Genomic DNA, 14245 nt, shown 5'->3' with positions numbered 1-14245 from the left:
CGTCAGTCGTCGGCCGGGGTGTCCGCGGTGTCGGCGTCGGACTCGACCGTGACCTCAATCTCCGCGGCGGCGGCCTTGTACTCCGGGATCTTCGCCCGTTCGTCGAGCACGTCGTTGGTGAGGCGGTTGCCCGCGGAGTCGGCAAAGTGGGGTGTCGTCCACACGGTGCCCTCCTTCGTGTCCGCCGTGACCCGCGCTTCGACCTCGATCTCGCCGCGCCGGGATTTGAGCGTTACGTAGTCGCCGTCCTCAATGCCGTAGCGCTCGGCGTCGTTCGGATGCACGTCGACGAAGTTCTCCGGTTCGACGCGGTTGAGCGTCTCGGAGCGTCGACTCATCGTTCCCGTGTTGTAGTGTTCGATGATGCGGCCCGTCGTGAGGATGAGCGGATACTCCTCGTCGGGAGTCTCCTTCGGCGGCTGGTGGCTGACACCCTCGATCTGGCCGAGGCCACTCTCGGTCGTAAAGCCGTCGGCGTAAAGGTAGTCATCACCCTGATCGCCGGGTTCATAACAGGGCCAGTGGATGCCCTCCTCGCCGAGACGGTCGTAGGTCATGCCGTGGAAGATGGGTGCGACCTGCCGGAGTTCCTCGAAGACCTCCTCGGGCCCGTCGAAGTCGAAAGAACCGTCGCCAAACAGTCGGTTGCCCACGTCACACAGGATTTCGAGGTCGTCTTTGGTGTTCGGGTGGACCTTGTCGACGCCGCGCATCCGTTGGGTCCGGCGGTCGGTGTTGACGACCGTCCCGTCGCGTTCGGCCCACGACGTCGCGGGGAGAATCACGTCGGCGTACTCGGCGGTCTCGGTCTTGTAGATGTCTTGGACCACCATGAAGTCGAGTTCGTCGAGGCGCTTCTCGACCTGATTGGTGTCGGGTTCGCTCATCACGGGGTTCTCCCCCATGATGTAGAGCCCGTGGACGGTGTCGCCGATCTCGTGGGACACCTCGACGTTCGTCAGGCCGGGTTCGGACGGAATCTCGAAGTCCCACACCGCCTCGACATCCGCTCGAACCTCGGGGTCGGAGACGTCACGATAGCCCGGAAGCACGTTCGGCATCGTACCGACGTCCGACGCTCCTTGGACGTTGTTCTGGCCGCGCAACGGGTTGACACCCGTCCCCGGTCGGCCGAGGTTGCCCGTGATCAAGGCGAGGTTGATCTCGTTTTGGACGTTGTCGACGCCACAGGTGTGCTGGCTCATCCCCATCCCGGTGAAGATGGCCGCGTTGTTCGCCATGGCGTACTTTTCTGCGGCGCGTTCGATATCTTCGAGTGGAACGCCACACTCCTCGGCCGCCGCTTCCGTGTCGAAGCCGTCGAGGGTGTCTTTCAGATCCTCGAACCCCTCCGTGCGCTCGGCGATAAACTCCTCGTCGATCCAGTCGTTCTCGAGAACCGTTTTGAGAACGACGTTGAGAAGAGGGATGTCGGTCCCAGGCTCGGGTTGGAGGTGCATATGGCGGTCGGTCTCGTCGATTTCGAACGACCGCGTCGTCTTGTTGGCGTGGGGGTCGATCTGGATGACGGTCGCCCCCTCCAGTACCGCCTGCCGGAAGTACTGGCTGTTGGCGATTGGGTGTTGTTCGCCGGGGTTGGCCCCTTGAATCCAGAACACGTCCGCCGCCTCCTCGAGATCGGCCATACTGTTTGTCATCGCACCCTCGCCGAGGCTGTTTTTGAGGGCGTACACCGTCGAGGAGTGGCACATCCGGGTGCAGGTGTCGACGCTGTTGGTGCCGTAGCGTCGGGCCAGTTTCTGGATGAGGTAGTTCTCCTCGTTCATCGCCTTCGAACACCCGTAGAACCCCATCCCCTGAGCGGAGTGGTTCTCGCGGATGCGCTCCATGTTCTCGACGATCACGTCGTAGGCTTCGTCCCAGGACGCCTCGCGGAGGTCACCGTCGTCGTCACGGATCAGCGGATCGGTCAGACGGTCCTCGTGGTTGACCGACTGCGTCGCCGCACCACCCTTGATACAGATGCTTCCGTCGTTGACCGGGGCGTCACCCCACGGCCGGAAGGTGACCTCGCCCTCGTCGTCCTGTGCGATTTTGATACCACAGCCTACACCGCAGTACGGGCAGATCGTTTTTACGGGGCCGTCCGATTCGGTGCTTGAGTCGGATGACATTATACGTGTATAGACCTAGTGGGAGAATATCAATGTTGTCATACGGTGTCGTGGCAAAACCGGACAGTCCGGACGTGAACCGCCCGTCGAGACGGAACTTTCTCCCGTTAGGACCCGGATGAAAGGGTATGACCGACGGGGACGAGACGGCCGACACGGCGGCGCTCACCCGGGCAGTCGTCGACGATTCGGCCGAGGCGTACGGGCGGGAGGAGCCGTTCGACATGGTCGAACGGGAACACATCGAGACGCTTCCCCCGGCTTTCGCCTCCGGCGAGTTCGGGCGGCGTGACGCCGAGTGGGTCGTCCAGTGGTACTACCGCCGTCGTCGTCGGATCGGCGCCATCACCGACGCCGAACGACGCGACGGCGAGGAGCGGTTTTTGAAAAACGACTACGACGCCGTCGTCGAGTCGATACAGGGGGCCGCGTCGGCGACCGACCTCGTCGAGCAGTGTGGTCGGCTGACCGATCTCGCCGGCGTCGATGTCGCCGTCGCGTCGGCGTTTCTGGCCTTTATACGGCCGGCTCGACACGTGGCTGTCGGGGCGCGAGAGTGGGACACACTCCACGCGGCCGGCGAACTGTCCGCTCCCTCTCCCGACCCGGTGACGACCGCGGCGTACGGGCGGTATCTCGACGCCGTCGGAGCGGTTGCGGACCGGGTGGACCGTGACCGCTGGACGGTGTACCGCGCGCTCTGGCAACAGGGTGACGACGGACCGAACTAACGGCCGATCCGCTCGGCGTAGTTCGCGATGACCGGGTCCGAGTCGTCGACGTACTCGTTGGTCCACGCCTCGGCAGGGTCGACCGGCGACTCTAGCAGGTCCGTCTCGGCGAGCATCTCGCCCAGATTCTCCCAGCGCTCGGCATCGAAGTGGCCCCAACCAGCCCCGCGGACGAATTCGGTGAACTGGAGGTCCTCGGCGGAGGCGAGAAACTTCATCCGCTCGACCGCGCGGTTGTGTTCCAACTGAGCGTTGCGGTCGATGAGTGTCTCGACCGCACGCTCGGGGTCGTTCGTCGCCGCCTCCCATCCGCGTGCGGTCGCACGCAGGAACGAGCGGATGGTCTCCGGGTTCGACTCGGCGAACTCGGGATTCGTGACGACCGTCATCCCGTAGACGTCAAGGTAGTTCCCGATGAGGAGTTCGTCGGCCAGCCGGTCGTACTCGCGTTCGAGTTCCTTGCCGTTGGTGACGACGCCGACGGCGGCGTCGACGTCACCGTCGAGCAGTTGATGTTCGACCCGGTGGTGGGTGTGTTTCTGGACATCGTGGACCTCCACCTCGTCGCGGATACCACGGTCCTCCAGCAACTGCAACGCGAGGATACGGGTCTTTGTTGCGGAGGGCGCGACCGTCCGTCCCCGAAGCTGTTCGGGGTCGGTGAACGGCTCGCCAAACACGTCTTGGAGGCTATAAATTGTCGCGGGCGTCTTCTGGCTGACCGCGGCGACGGCCAATGGATTGAGCCCCTGACTCCGAACCGAAAGCACGGCGCTTCCCCCGGCCAAGCCGAGGTCGCTCCGCCCTTTCGCCGTCTGTTCGGCGGCGAAAGGGGAGCCGTGGCCCTCGACGAACTCAACGTCGAGGCCCGCCTCGTCGTAGAAGCCCTCGCGACGCGCGAGAAAGTACGGTGCTTGGAAGCCGTTCGGTTCCCAGTTCAACTGGAAGGTAACTGTCTCTGTCTCCGTCATGGGTCGATTTCGAAGGTGCCGTCGGGAATCTCTTCAACACCGAGCGCGTCCGCGCCGGCGACCGATTTCAGGTGGTCGAACAACCGATACATCCCGTCGACGCTCTCCTCGTCCCAGTCGCGAACGACCATGTCTCGCCAGCCATCACGCACCGCACGCATCACGTCGGGGTCGTCGTAGGTCATCAACCGCTCGCTGATCTCCGCCCAGAGGTCGTCGTCCTCGGCGAGGCGGTCGACCGCGTCGCGGTAGGCGTCCGCGAACCCCCGCACCGTCCCGCGTTGTTCGTTGAGGTAGGACTCGCTGGTGAGAAACGCGGCGATGGGGAGTTTGTTGTCCGTCTCCGAGAGTCGTTGAACCAGCTCCGAAACGGGGAGAACGTTCTCGTAGGGACCGGTCTCGGTGATCTCCGGGATGATCTGCCAGAACTGGAAGCCGGCGTCGACCTCGCCGTCGCGGATCAGCCGCGTGAGTTCGACCTTCGAGCCGGCCTCGACGGGTGTCGCCGTCTCGTCGGGATCGAAGCCGTGGTACTCCCGGCAGGCCGCCCGTGTCAGAATCCAGTTTTTGTCGAGGCGGCGGGTCACCCCGATTCGCTTGCCCGACAGATCCTCCAGTCCCGAGATGTCGGTGTCCTCCGGCGCGACCAACCCCCCGACCGTCCGCCCGTACGGGTGAAAGGCGACGATATTCGCCCCGCCGGCACGTTCCCGGACGATGGAAATGTAGTCGATATCGATCAGATCGGCGTGCCCTTCCTGCAGTTGTGCCTCGACGGTCTCGATGCCGTCCTCCAGTGCGTCGGAGACGAGTTGGACATCGAGATGGAAGCCGTGGTCGTGGTCGTAGCCGAACCGCTTGATCGTGTAGAGCAGGTAGCGCGGGCTCCCGTTGTGTTCGAAGCGCGCCCGCATCTCCGGCAGGTCCCCCGGGTCGTCGTGGTACTCGTCGAGAGCGGCCTGCTGGGCGTCGATCTGGTCTCGGTTCATCTGGCCGCCCGGTCGGGAGCCGGTCGCTTGTGTGTCGATTCGGTGCCCGTACCCGCGGAATCACCGGGTGGGCCGTCGCCCCGGCGACGCGACGCGGTCGGCTCGTCGGTCTGCATACCCGCAGGGTGTGACTGTATCCTGATAAAATTTCCTCGGGAACGTTTATGCCTGTGTAGTCGATGGAGATTACGGGTCGGGGTCGAGAGTCCCATCGGGGATGGTCTCGACGCCGAGCGCGTCGGCGCCGGCGACGGCCCGCAGGTGATCGAACAACCGATACATCCCGTCAACCCGCTTCTCGTCCCAGTCGCGAACGACCATCTCGCGCCAGCCATCCCGGACGGCACGGGTCACCGTCGGGTCGTCCTCGGGCATGAGCACCTCGCCGATCCGCACCCAGAGGTCGTCGTCCTCGGCGAGGCGGTCGACCGCGTCCCGGGCGGCGTCCGCGAACCCCCGAACCGCGTCCGGGTGTTTCTCGATGTAGGACTCGCCGGTGAGAAACGTCGCGACGGGGAGTTTCCGGTCGGTGCCGGAGAGTCGCTGGACCAGATCCGAGACGGGAAACACCTCTCGGTAGGGACCGGTCCGGGTGAGTTCGGGGACGAGCGGCCAGAACTGGAAGCCGGCGTCGACCTCGCCGTCGCGGATCAGCCGCGTGAGGTCGTCGCGGGACTCGGCCGCAACGAGGGTCGCCGTCTCGTCGGGATCGAAGCCGTGGTACTCCCGACAGGCCGCCCGTGTCAGAATCCAGTTTTTGTCGAGGCGGCGGGTCACCCCGATGCGCTTGCCCGACAGATCCTCCAGTCCCGAGATGTCGGTGTCCTCCGGCGCGACCAACCCCCCGACCGTCCGCCCGTACGGGTGAAAGGCGACGATGGCCGCCCCTTCGGCGCGTTCCCGGGCGACCGAAATGAAGTCGGTGTCGACGAGATCCGTCTCCCCCTCGTGCAGTCGGGATCTGATCGTCTCCATGCCGCTTTCGAGTTCGTCGGAGACGAGTCGGACGTCCAGATGGACGCCGTGATCGTGGTCGTAGCCGAACCGCTTGATCGTGTAGAGCAGGTAGCGCGGGCTCCCGTTGTGTTCGAAGCGCGCCCGCATCTCCGGCAGGTCCCCCGGGTCGTCGTGGTACTCGTCGAGAGCGGCCTGCTGGGCGTCGATGTGGCGTCGACTCATACCGGGCCGACGGACCGACCGGAGCGGCCGAAACGGGACGCACCGTCCGTGGCGACGCCGCTCACGGTAGCCGGATCGGGGAAACGATGGCGTTGATGTCGGCGTCGGCGTCGATCAACTGTCGTTGTTTCATCCAGTCGAGGTGGTAATCGAGGTCATCGCGGTCGGCCAACTCGGGCACCTCGTACTCCGGCACGTCGAGGGCGGCGCGGACGGCCTCGGTGTCGACGTCCTCGAAGAGTTCGGGGGCGACCTCCTCGTCCTTCCAGAGCATGTCGAGATACTGGTCGCGGTACGCCGACGGGTCGGCGTTGATCGCCTCGACCGCGCGGCGGTAGGCGCGCATAAAGGCGTCGAGCGTCTCGCCCTCCAACGCCTCGACACCGACGATACCCATATGATTCTCGAACTCCAGTATTTTCTCGAAGCCGAGATGTTCTGCGAGCGTGATCTGCGGGTCCAGCAGGGTGACGGCGTCCACCTCGCCGTCTCTGAGGGCACGAAGCCGGTCGGTCGGCATCCCGTGTCCTTCGATGGTCACCTCGTCTTCGTCCATGTGCGCCTCGAGCGCCCGGATAGCCGTGTACTCCTGTCCGGTTCGCAGGTTGACACCGACCGGAACGTTCGCCAGATCCGCCGGGTCCTCGATGTCGGAGTCGGGACGGACGAACACCGCGTAGGGCTGGTCCGCAAAGGTCCCCTCGGCAACGATACGACCGTCGTCGAACTCCCACGTCCGCTTCAGGCTCTCCCACTTGCAGATGGGGTAGAGGTCCACGTCGTTGTCGTTGGTCAGCGTCTCCTCGGACGGAATGTACTTGTCCGTCACGCAGGTCCGGTCCCGTTCGACCAGTTCGACGTCGAGCCCCTCGTCGGCGAAGTACCCACGCTCCGCAGCGACACGCTGGGGAAGCATGAACGAGTAGGGCAGGTGGAACAGCTTGATCGTCTCGGTCGCTGGCATACCGCATCCGTATAACCGCTCATAGATAAAAGTTCCTCAGGAACCTTTATGAATTACCCATCGTATCATAAGGATATATCGAATGAGGCGGATCAACGACGAGCGAGCGGACGGCGACGAGGTCGCAAACGGCGTCTATCTCGCTGATCTCGCGGCCGGCGAGCAGGCGTCGATGAAGCACTGGCGGGTCGAACCGGGAGCGACGCTCCCCGTTCACCGCCACGACAACGAGCAGATCGGCTACATGATCCAGGGGACGTTGACGGCGATCACCGAAGACGAGGAGATCACGCTTCGTCCCGGCGACTCCTACCTGTTCGAGAGCAACGAGTTACACGGTGCCGAGAACCGGGGCGAGGAGCCGGCGGTCGGCATCGGTGTCCTCTCGCCGCCGCGGTCCGATCCCGACTGGAAACAGCCGTGATCACTCCCGGCCGAGGTGTCGGTCACACCGCGCCTGCGGCACCGTCCCATCGGAGGTCCAGTCCCGCCGGTCGTAGTACGAGTCAAGCGCCGTCGACAGGCCGTCAAGCGCGAAGGGAAGGTCGTTGTCGTCGTTCCGGTCTCGGCCGCGGCGGTTGTTGAAACCACGTTCCAGATCCACCACCCGCGAGCCCAGTGCGTTCAGTTCCCCTGTGGATGCATCAAGAAGCGTCGCTAGGCGGTCGTCGGTGAGTGTCCCACGGGAGAACCGGCAGGCGATGGCCGAGTCCAAGACGGCGTTTCGGTTCTCGGACGCGACCAAGCGTTCGGCCTTGCCGTCGAGTCCGTCGGCGGGGAGCGCCGCCTCCGTATCCACCAGCGGATACTCGTAGACGTACATACTGCCGTAGAGGTGGTCGGCGCCGCGGTTCGAGGTGGCGAAAGCGAGTCCCTGTCCGGCGAGCGCCCGGCCGTCGTGGGCGGCAAACTCCATCCCCTTCATCGTCCAGTCGGCAACGCCGAGGTCGTCGTGACAACGGGCGATCCCCTCGGCAAGCAGATCGCCGACACCCTCGCGGTGAGCGATCTTCTCGATCAAGTCATGGACCAGTTTCTCGTCGCCAAAGGCGTTCTCGGCGGCGAGATACGCCGAGACGACATCGCCACACGAGATGGTGTCGAGGCCGAGTTCGTCACACCGGTCGTTGGCGTGCATCACCGACGGCAGGTCGTCGACGCCGGTGTTGCTCCCGAAGGCCATGATCGTCTCGAACTCCGGCCCCTCCGTTTCGATACCCCGCTTCTCGTCGGCCGTGGGAAGCTTGCAGGCGAAGGCACACCGCGAGCAGGTGCCGCGACCGGTCTTCTTTTCGGCCACCCGCTCGCCACTGACCGCGTCGGCACCCTCGAACGACAGTTCGGAAAAGTACCGCGTCGGCAACGCACCCACCTCGTTCGCGAACGACGTGAGGCTGGCCGTCCCCTGTCGTTTCATGACGTGTTCGGTTTCGGCGGCCTCACGGTGGATTTCACTCGCCACCTCGCTTGCGGCCCCATCGAGGGCCGGTCCCGGGTCGGCGTCGCCGTCGAACGTGATCGCCTTGACGCCTTTCGAACCCAAAACCGCCCCGAGACCGCCGCGGGCGAACGCCCGGTGGTCGGTCGTCATGATGGCGGCAAAGCGGACGGCGTTGTCGCCCGCCGGCCCGGTGCAGGCGACGTGGTCGCCGTCGAGGGCATGAGTGTTGCGGGCCCACTCGGTCACCGTCGACACCTCCGCACCGGCGAGTTGCGGGACGGGCTCGAAGTCGACGCCGCCCTCCCGGATATGGACGGCGAGCGGGTCGGCGCTCTCGCCCGTGAGTTCGACGGCGGGGTAGCCGGTGGCGACGAAGTTCCCCGGCAAAAACCCGCCGGCGTTCGACGATAACAGGCCGTCCGTCAGCGGGGAGAGGCCTGTACACGAGAGCCGGCCGGCAAAGCTGGTCGTCGTCGTCTGGAGCGGACCGGCGGCGAAGTACAGCCGGTTCGCCGGACCGAGCGGATCGGCGTCGAACGGAACGCGTTCGTACGCCAGCCGCGTCCCGAGGCCCCGACCGCCGACGAACCGCCTGAGTGCGTCGTCGACGCGTTCCGTCCGCCACGTTCGCTCGCCCACGTCGATCGAAAGCAGGGACCCACGAGCGCGTCGCATCACACACATGGCGGGACGGGACGCATATAGTTCCGTGGATCCGGGGTGGGAAAACCTATATCTGTCGTCGCTTGTCACTGGTGCTATGGACGCTCTCGATCACATCAACATCGACGTGGACGACCTCAGCGCAGCACACGAGTTCTATCGCGATGTGCTCGACCTGACCCTGTTGCGCCCGCCGGAGGATTTCCAAGGCGATCACGTGATGTTCGAAACCGACGGGGGAACCGTCGTCACGCTCGTGGAGACGGGGCGAGGCGAGCGGTGGGACGAACGGGGACTGGACCACCCGCTCGATAAGGCCCACGTCGCCTTCGAAACTGACCGCGCCACGTACCAGTCGGTGATGGACGGTCTCGACGACCAGTTCCCGAAGCAGGGGCCGTACGACTGGGGGGAGTTCGAGGGGTTCTACTTCGTCGATCCCTCCGGGAACCTACTGGAGGTCGTCACGTACGACCCCGCGCCTGCGGATCGATCGCGGCGGCTTCTGGACCACGACGACGTCGAGTAACGCCCGCGAGTCACCGAAGCGACGGGGCAGGGCAGGACGCCACGGAGTCGGTCCGAGGGAGATCGACAACGAGCGTTACCCCGGTCGTGGCGGCGATTATGTCCGGGGCCAACTCACTCGTCCTCTACCCGCGCCTCAACCCCGGCTAGATCCTCGATCACCTGCATCACGCCGGAGTTGTCGTCCTTGCCGCGGCCGGTCTCCACCATAGACTTGTACATCTCGTGGACGAGTTCCGTCTGTGGCATCGGCGACCCGTACGCCTCGCCGGCGTCGGTCGCGATGCGAAGGTCCTTGTACTGGTAGTCGGCGAAGAACCCGGGTTCGAAGTCGCCGTGGATCATGCTCGGCGCGCGGTTGTCGAGCGTCCAGCACCCGGCCGCACCGCCGCTGATGGCGTCGACGACCGCTTCGAGGTCCGCATCAGCCTTGTAAGCGAAGACGAGAGCCTCGCTGACGGCCTCCATCGTCCCCGCGACGACGATCTGGTTGCAGGCCTTCGTGACCTGGCCGGCACCGTTGTCGCCACAGTACGTGATCGTCTCGCCCATCACCTCGAGGATCGGACGACACTCCGTCAGAACGTCCTCGTCGCCACCGACCATTATCGAGAGCGAGCCATCGATGGCGCCCTCCTCGCCGCCGCTGATCGGCGCGTCGAGCATCCGTGCGCCACGGTCACGGACCTCCTCGGCGAGGGTCTCGGTCACCATCGGCGAGATCGTCGAATTGTCGATGACCACGTCACCCTCGCTCAGGCCGGCGAGAACACCCTCGTCCGCTCGCATGACCTCCGCTACCACCTCGTGGTCGGGGAGGCACATGATCGTCACGTCGGCGCGTTCGGCGGCTTCCTTCGGCGTCTCGGCCGCCTCACCGCCGGCGGCGACGTGGTCGTCAACCGGTCCCTGTGAGCGGTTGTGACCGACCACGGTGTAGCCCGCATCGAGCAGGTTCTCCGCCATCGGTCCACCCATGATGCCGAGTCCGACGAAAGCGATGGTTTCGTCCGTCATACCCATCCTACTCCACTCACACAGTATAAATGAGTCGGATGCGGGTAGCTCCGCGGCCACCCGTTTGATACGTCTCGGGGGACAACCGCGGGCCATGACCGACAACGAGACGCGGACGCTCACGGCCGGGCCGGGCGACGAGGGGGCTGTCGAACGCGTCCTCGGTCGACGCCTGTGCGACCGGGGTGACACCGTCTCTGTCGCCGAATCGCTGACCGGCGGACTCGTCGGGTCGATGCTCACCGACGTGCCTGGATCGAGCGACTACTTCGACCGCGGGGTGATCGCCTACTCCAACGACGCGAAACTGGCGGATCTCGGCGTCTCACGGGAGTCGCTGGACGCCCACGGCGCCGTCTCGGCCGCCGTCGCCCGCGAGATGGCACAGGGTATCCGGGACCGATCAGGGACGACGTGGGGCGTCTCCACCACGGGCGTCGCCGGGCCCTCCGGTGGCACCGATGAGAAACCCGTTGGACTCGTCTTCGTCGGCGTTGCCCACGCCGCCCCGTGGGGGAGCGACGACTCTTTTCTCCGTGCAAAGCGACACGTTCTCGACGGCGACCGCTGGACGGTCAAAGCCGAAAGCGCGCGGCGGGCCCTCTCGGCTCTGCTCGATGCGATTTAGGTCGTCGTCACGAGTTCGATCACGTCGCGGTCGTCGAGTTCGCGACCACCGCCGATCTGGCGTGAGGACCGGCAGTCGGTGCCGTGGAGCACCCCGTCGCCCAGACCGGTGTGGATGTGGTCGCCGGAGTCGGCGGTCCCTCGGGAAAAACGAACTGGTCACGAAAGCGTCCCGCTTCACAGGTCGACTCGTTGTCGCTGCCCGGGAACACCGCGATAAGCTTCAACACATCGAACAATGCCGCCTCCAGCGACGACCGGACGCCCGTCCGACCGTACGTGTCGAGCAGCGACCCGATCCGTTCCAACCTGGCCGCCCGTCTGCCGCCGACATCGCCGACGATTTCGAACGCGTCGTTGCCGGGTGTGTTGTCGAGAACGCCCTCCTCGTCACCGGCTTTCGACGCCCGTTCGGCGTGTGCGCTCGTCGGGACGAACGTGAGGTGGTCGTGAACGGGGACGAACCCTCGGGAGCCTCGTTCATCGTCGCCGTCGCAGGCCCGTCAGAGCTCCGCTCCGACGACCGCATTGAAAAACGTCGACTTGCCAACGGAGGGCTTACCGACGAGTCCGATGGAGTAGCTCATACCCTCGGTCCGGAGCGGGGAGAAAAAACGCCGCCATCCCGGTGGCGTGTGAATGACACGCTCTCGCACGCGACGACCGCCCCGCTTATGCCGTCACCGAGCCGAACAAAGATATGACCGATACCGAGGGGACGCCGCCCGCGGACACCTTCGGCGTCAGCATCGGCGTCGACGACGACGCGTTCCGGTTTCTCGTCCACGTCCCGTCCGACCTGGAGGCGGCTTGGAGCGACCGGGACACGTTCCAGCGACTCGTCGAGGCGGCCGTCTGGGAGCGACTCGACCGCGAGTCGACGCTCCATGCCGTCGGGACCGCCGCCACGGCCGGCGAGCGCGTCGAACTCGGGACGGTGACGCTAACGCCGGAGGGGACCGTCGTCGAACACACGCTCACCGCGCCGGAGCCGTGACGTTCGCCGACGTCCGTGCGGCGGCGCTTGACCGGGCGCTGGTCGGTGACGACCCCACAACCGCCCTCGCCCTCGCGGGCGTCGCCGACGCCGCCGACACCGACGGCGGAGCCGACAGCCCCCTCGCGGCCGCGATGCTCGCCGTGGGCTGTGTCGGGAGAGACCGAAACACCCCACTCGACGACGGGGCGTGGCAGCCGACCGACCGCACCGACGGCGCCGTTCTCGCGGGCGCGGCCGTCGCCGTCCGGCGTCGGAACGTATCTCTTGACCACGCAGCCGCCCTCGCCGACTGCTCGCCGTCGACACTCGAATCCGTCGTCGAACGGCAACGGCGGTGAAAAGAACAGGGAGAGCGTCTCAGCTACCGGCCGTTGTCGTTGGCGCTACCGTTGCCGCCGCCGTTGTTGTCTCCGTTGCCTCCGTCGTCGCCGTTGTCGCTGGACTCGTCTTCCTCGTCCGTCTCGTCTTCTTCGTCCGTCTCGTCCTCCTCGGAGTCGCCGGGCTGGCCCGGTGCGTCGCCGGAGTTACCCGGTGAGTCGTCCTCGTCGTCGGAGTCGCCATCGTCGTCACCGGAGTTGCCCGGCGAGTCCTCGGATTCGTTGCCGTCCGCATCGGATTGGCCCGGCGCGTCGTCGGAGTTGCCCGGCTGCTCGGTGGGCGGCGTACTCGGGACGACACGGGTCTCGTTCCCGTCGTTGCTCGGACCCGCGTCCTCAGGCGGGCCACGCTCCGACGCGTTCGCGCTGGTGTTTTCGTTCGACGGGTTGTTGCTGGTCACGAATTCGGAGACCTGTTGACCGAGTGGGCCGCTGAAGCCGGCGTTTTTCAGCGTCTCGGCGAACGTCGAAACGATCCGGCCGAACGGACCGGTCGGCTCGGGTGGCGTCAGGTCTGCTGTCGTCGTTGCCGTCCCGCCGTCGTCGCGCGCTTCGACGGTCACCGTGGTGTTCTCGGACGGCGCGGGGAGGACAACCGTTCCGCCATCGCCCGTCTCGTACGTTCCCGTGCCCGTGTACGAGTCGTTCCCCTCCGCGGTCACTTCGACCGTGGCGTTGGCGACCGGTTCGCCGAGTCGTCCGACCGAGACGGTCACCGAACCGTCATCCGCCTGTTCGGCGCCTACGGCGAGCGTCTCGACCGATTCGACGGCGACTGTCGTCGCCGCGGTGTCGCCGTCGTCAATCGCGGTGATCGTGAGTTCGACCGGCTCATCGGGGTTTGCGAGCGTGACCGTGCCGTTCTCGTCGGTCGTGTACTCGCCCGTGCCAGGGTACGTGTCGTTCCCACCGGTGGTCACGTTCACCGTCGCGTTCTCGACAGCCGTCCCGTTGTCGGCGACGGTGATCGTCACGTCACCCGTCCCGTCGTCCTGTGCTACGTTCACGGAGAGCGATGTCGTCTGTGCTGTCACCGCGGCCGGTGCGACCGCCGACACCAGCATCGCGGCGACGAGCAGTATCGTGCCGAGCCGTTTCGTGTTCATCACGTCCGGTCCGTGGACACCCACCGCGTTAAATCGGGAACGCGCTGAACCCGGGTTCGGCCCATTTTATTTCCATTAAGTCCGGTTTAATTCGCTGGACGGAACCGGTTCGGCGGCGATGTCGCCACTGATGAATCGATATGAAAAGCACCCGTCAGACAGCGACCCGACGGGCATAGGTATGAGTGGTGAGGCGGCGAATCAGAACTCCCAGAGGGTCGCCCACTCCAGTACTGCCCGATACGCAGGCGGGCTTAACGTCCGTGTTCGGGATGGGTACGGGTGTGCCCCCGCCGCTCTGGCCGCCTTCATGCCGACCGACGGAATCGAACCGCCGACCATCCAGTGTCGGTAAACTCTACCGTACGTACGTGCGATCCAGCTAGCGCCTGGACCCGACAATCAAATCGGGTCACAGTGCGACATCTGATGAATGTGGCTTGGACTGTTAGTGCTCGCGGGCTCAACGTCTCGTTGCCTCGACGCGTACACCCCGAGTCTATCTAACTCCTCTTCT

Annotated in this window: 15 protein-coding genes, 2 rRNA genes and 1 pseudogene; 6 read left to right on the top strand and 12 right to left on the bottom strand. The window is 65.5% G+C overall.

Features of this window, described 5'->3' with window-relative positions; translation table 11 throughout:
• Positions 1 to 2: 2 nt before the first annotated feature.
• Positions 3 to 2135, bottom strand: a complete 2133-nt coding sequence (gene fdhF / locus Q0925_RS05870) for a formate dehydrogenase subunit alpha (RefSeq protein WP_299332761.1) — start codon at positions 2133 to 2135, stop codon at positions 3 to 5.
• Positions 2136 to 2263: 128 nt separating this feature from the next.
• Here fdhF and Q0925_RS05865 point away from each other — a divergent pair, with 128 nt between their 5' ends.
• Positions 2264 to 2866: a hypothetical protein gene (locus Q0925_RS05865; protein ID WP_299332758.1), complete on the top strand. Its 603-nt coding sequence runs from the start codon at positions 2264 to 2266 to the stop codon at positions 2864 to 2866.
• On the opposite strand, the gene Q0925_RS05860 is transcribed toward Q0925_RS05865, so the two are convergent.
• From Q0925_RS05860 to Q0925_RS05845, 4 genes are all read right to left on the bottom strand, one after another.
• Positions 2863 to 3837, bottom strand: a complete 975-nt coding sequence (locus Q0925_RS05860) for an ABC transporter substrate-binding protein (protein WP_299332755.1) — start codon at positions 3835 to 3837, stop codon at positions 2863 to 2865. The two genes, Q0925_RS05865 and Q0925_RS05860, sit on opposite strands and share 4 nt — an antisense overlap.
• A complete protein-coding gene (locus Q0925_RS05855) occupies positions 3834 to 4826 on the bottom strand; it encodes an ABC transporter substrate-binding protein (protein ID WP_299332752.1) in 993 nt (330 codons plus the stop codon). The genes Q0925_RS05860 and Q0925_RS05855 overlap by 4 nt, the downstream gene beginning before the upstream one ends.
• Before the next feature lie 186 nt (positions 4827 to 5012).
• Complete coding sequence (locus tag Q0925_RS05850) at positions 5013 to 6005, bottom strand: ABC transporter substrate-binding protein (RefSeq protein ID WP_299332749.1); 993 nt, start codon at positions 6003 to 6005, stop codon at positions 5013 to 5015.
• A 61-nt stretch (positions 6006 to 6066) separates the two neighbouring features.
• The gene (locus Q0925_RS05845; protein ID WP_299332747.1) at positions 6067 to 6969 is read right to left on the bottom strand and encodes an ABC transporter substrate-binding protein; all 903 of its coding nucleotides are present in this window, start codon (positions 6967 to 6969) and stop codon (positions 6067 to 6069) included.
• Positions 6970 to 7051: 82 nt separating this feature from the next.
• Between Q0925_RS05845 and Q0925_RS05840 the strand changes: the two genes are divergently transcribed.
• Positions 7052 to 7393, top strand: a complete 342-nt coding sequence (locus tag Q0925_RS05840; RefSeq protein ID WP_299332744.1) for a cupin domain-containing protein — start codon at positions 7052 to 7054, stop codon at positions 7391 to 7393.
• Here the strand turns inward: Q0925_RS05840 and Q0925_RS05835 are convergent, their stop codons facing one another.
• Positions 7394 to 9085, bottom strand: a complete 1692-nt coding sequence (locus tag Q0925_RS05835) for an aldehyde ferredoxin oxidoreductase family protein (protein WP_299332742.1) — start codon at positions 9083 to 9085, stop codon at positions 7394 to 7396.
• 85 nt (positions 9086 to 9170) lie between these two features.
• Between Q0925_RS05835 and Q0925_RS05830 the strand changes: the two genes are divergently transcribed.
• On the top strand, positions 9171 to 9602 hold the full coding sequence (locus tag Q0925_RS05830; RefSeq protein WP_299332740.1) for a VOC family protein: 432 nt from the start codon (positions 9171 to 9173) through the stop codon (positions 9600 to 9602).
• Positions 9603 to 9715: 113 nt separating this feature from the next.
• Here Q0925_RS05830 and Q0925_RS05825 read toward each other — a convergent pair whose 3' ends face one another.
• On the bottom strand, positions 9716 to 10618 hold the full coding sequence (locus tag Q0925_RS05825; protein WP_299332737.1) for an NAD(P)-dependent oxidoreductase: 903 nt from the start codon (positions 10616 to 10618) through the stop codon (positions 9716 to 9718).
• A gap of 94 nt (positions 10619 to 10712) precedes the next feature.
• On the opposite strand from Q0925_RS05825, the gene Q0925_RS05820 reads away from it, so the two are divergent.
• Positions 10713 to 11246, top strand: coding sequence for a CinA family protein (locus Q0925_RS05820; RefSeq protein WP_299332735.1), 534 nt, complete (start codon positions 10713 to 10715; stop codon positions 11244 to 11246).
• Positions 11247 to 11505: 259 nt separating this feature from the next.
• On the opposite strand, the pseudogene Q0925_RS05815 reads toward Q0925_RS05820, so the two are convergent.
• Positions 11506 to 11625, bottom strand: a pseudogene (locus Q0925_RS05815) (GTPase); the annotation flags it as partial.
• 123 nt (positions 11626 to 11748) lie between these two features.
• The gene (locus Q0925_RS05810) at positions 11749 to 11901 is read right to left on the bottom strand and encodes a GTPase (RefSeq protein ID WP_299332731.1); all 153 of its coding nucleotides are present in this window, start codon (positions 11899 to 11901) and stop codon (positions 11749 to 11751) included.
• A gap of 44 nt (positions 11902 to 11945) precedes the next feature.
• On the opposite strand from Q0925_RS05810, the gene Q0925_RS05805 reads away from it, so the two are divergent.
• Both Q0925_RS05805 and Q0925_RS05800 read left to right on the top strand, forming a co-directional pair.
• Positions 11946 to 12242 carry a hypothetical protein gene (locus tag Q0925_RS05805; protein WP_299332729.1) on the top strand — a complete coding sequence of 99 codons (297 nt, stop codon included), beginning with the start codon at positions 11946 to 11948 and terminating at the stop codon, positions 12240 to 12242.
• Positions 12239 to 12583, top strand: coding sequence for a hypothetical protein (locus Q0925_RS05800; RefSeq protein ID WP_299332726.1), 345 nt, complete (start codon positions 12239 to 12241; stop codon positions 12581 to 12583). Before Q0925_RS05805 ends, Q0925_RS05800 begins: the two co-directional genes overlap by 4 nt.
• A gap of 23 nt (positions 12584 to 12606) precedes the next feature.
• Here Q0925_RS05800 and Q0925_RS05795 read toward each other — a convergent pair whose 3' ends face one another.
• The 3 genes from Q0925_RS05795 to Q0925_RS05785 all read right to left on the bottom strand — a co-directional run.
• Positions 12607 to 13728: a hypothetical protein gene (locus tag Q0925_RS05795; protein WP_299332723.1), complete on the bottom strand. Its 1122-nt coding sequence runs from the start codon at positions 13726 to 13728 to the stop codon at positions 12607 to 12609.
• A gap of 188 nt (positions 13729 to 13916) precedes the next feature.
• Positions 13917 to 14038: ribosomal RNA gene (gene rrf / locus Q0925_RS05790) — 5S ribosomal RNA — on the bottom strand.
• Positions 14039 to 14156: 118 nt separating this feature from the next.
• Positions 14157 to 14245: ribosomal RNA gene (locus Q0925_RS05785) — 23S ribosomal RNA — on the bottom strand; the annotation flags it as partial.

It is taken from the genome of Haloplanus sp. (genome assembly GCF_028275055.1).
Taxonomy (GTDB): Archaea; Halobacteriota; Halobacteria; order Halobacteriales; family Haloferacaceae; genus Haloplanus.
This window is presented reverse-complemented; position numbering and strand designations above follow the sequence as displayed.

Coding starts and splice junctions, on each gene's coding strand:
- Q0925_RS05825 (WP_299332737.1), bottom strand. CDS start 10,618: ATGACGGACGAAACCATCGCTTTCGTCGGACTCGGCATCATGGGTGGA.
- Q0925_RS05840 (WP_299332744.1), top strand. CDS start 7,052: ATGAGGCGGATCAACGACGAGCGAGCGGACGGCGACGAGGTCGCAAAC.
- Q0925_RS05855 (WP_299332752.1), bottom strand. CDS start 4,826: ATGAACCGAGACCAGATCGACGCCCAGCAGGCCGCTCTCGACGAGTAC.
- Q0925_RS05850 (WP_299332749.1), bottom strand. CDS start 6,005: ATGAGTCGACGCCACATCGACGCCCAGCAGGCCGCTCTCGACGAGTAC.
- Q0925_RS05865 (WP_299332758.1), top strand. CDS start 2,264: ATGACCGACGGGGACGAGACGGCCGACACGGCGGCGCTCACCCGGGCA.
- Q0925_RS05835 (WP_299332742.1), bottom strand. CDS start 9,085: ATGCGACGCGCTCGTGGGTCCCTGCTTTCGATCGACGTGGGCGAGCGA.
- Q0925_RS05845 (WP_299332747.1), bottom strand. CDS start 6,969: ATGCCAGCGACCGAGACGATCAAGCTGTTCCACCTGCCCTACTCGTTC.
- Q0925_RS05830 (WP_299332740.1), top strand. CDS start 9,171: ATGGACGCTCTCGATCACATCAACATCGACGTGGACGACCTCAGCGCA.
- Q0925_RS05820 (WP_299332735.1), top strand. CDS start 10,713: ATGACCGACAACGAGACGCGGACGCTCACGGCCGGGCCGGGCGACGAG.
- Q0925_RS05795 (WP_299332723.1), bottom strand. CDS start 13,728: ATGAACACGAAACGGCTCGGCACGATACTGCTCGTCGCCGCGATGCTG.
- Q0925_RS05860 (WP_299332755.1), bottom strand. CDS start 3,837: ATGACGGAGACAGAGACAGTTACCTTCCAGTTGAACTGGGAACCGAAC.
- Q0925_RS05805 (WP_299332729.1), top strand. CDS start 11,946: ATGACCGATACCGAGGGGACGCCGCCCGCGGACACCTTCGGCGTCAGC.
- fdhF (WP_299332761.1), bottom strand. CDS start 2,135: ATGTCATCCGACTCAAGCACCGAATCGGACGGCCCCGTAAAAACGATC.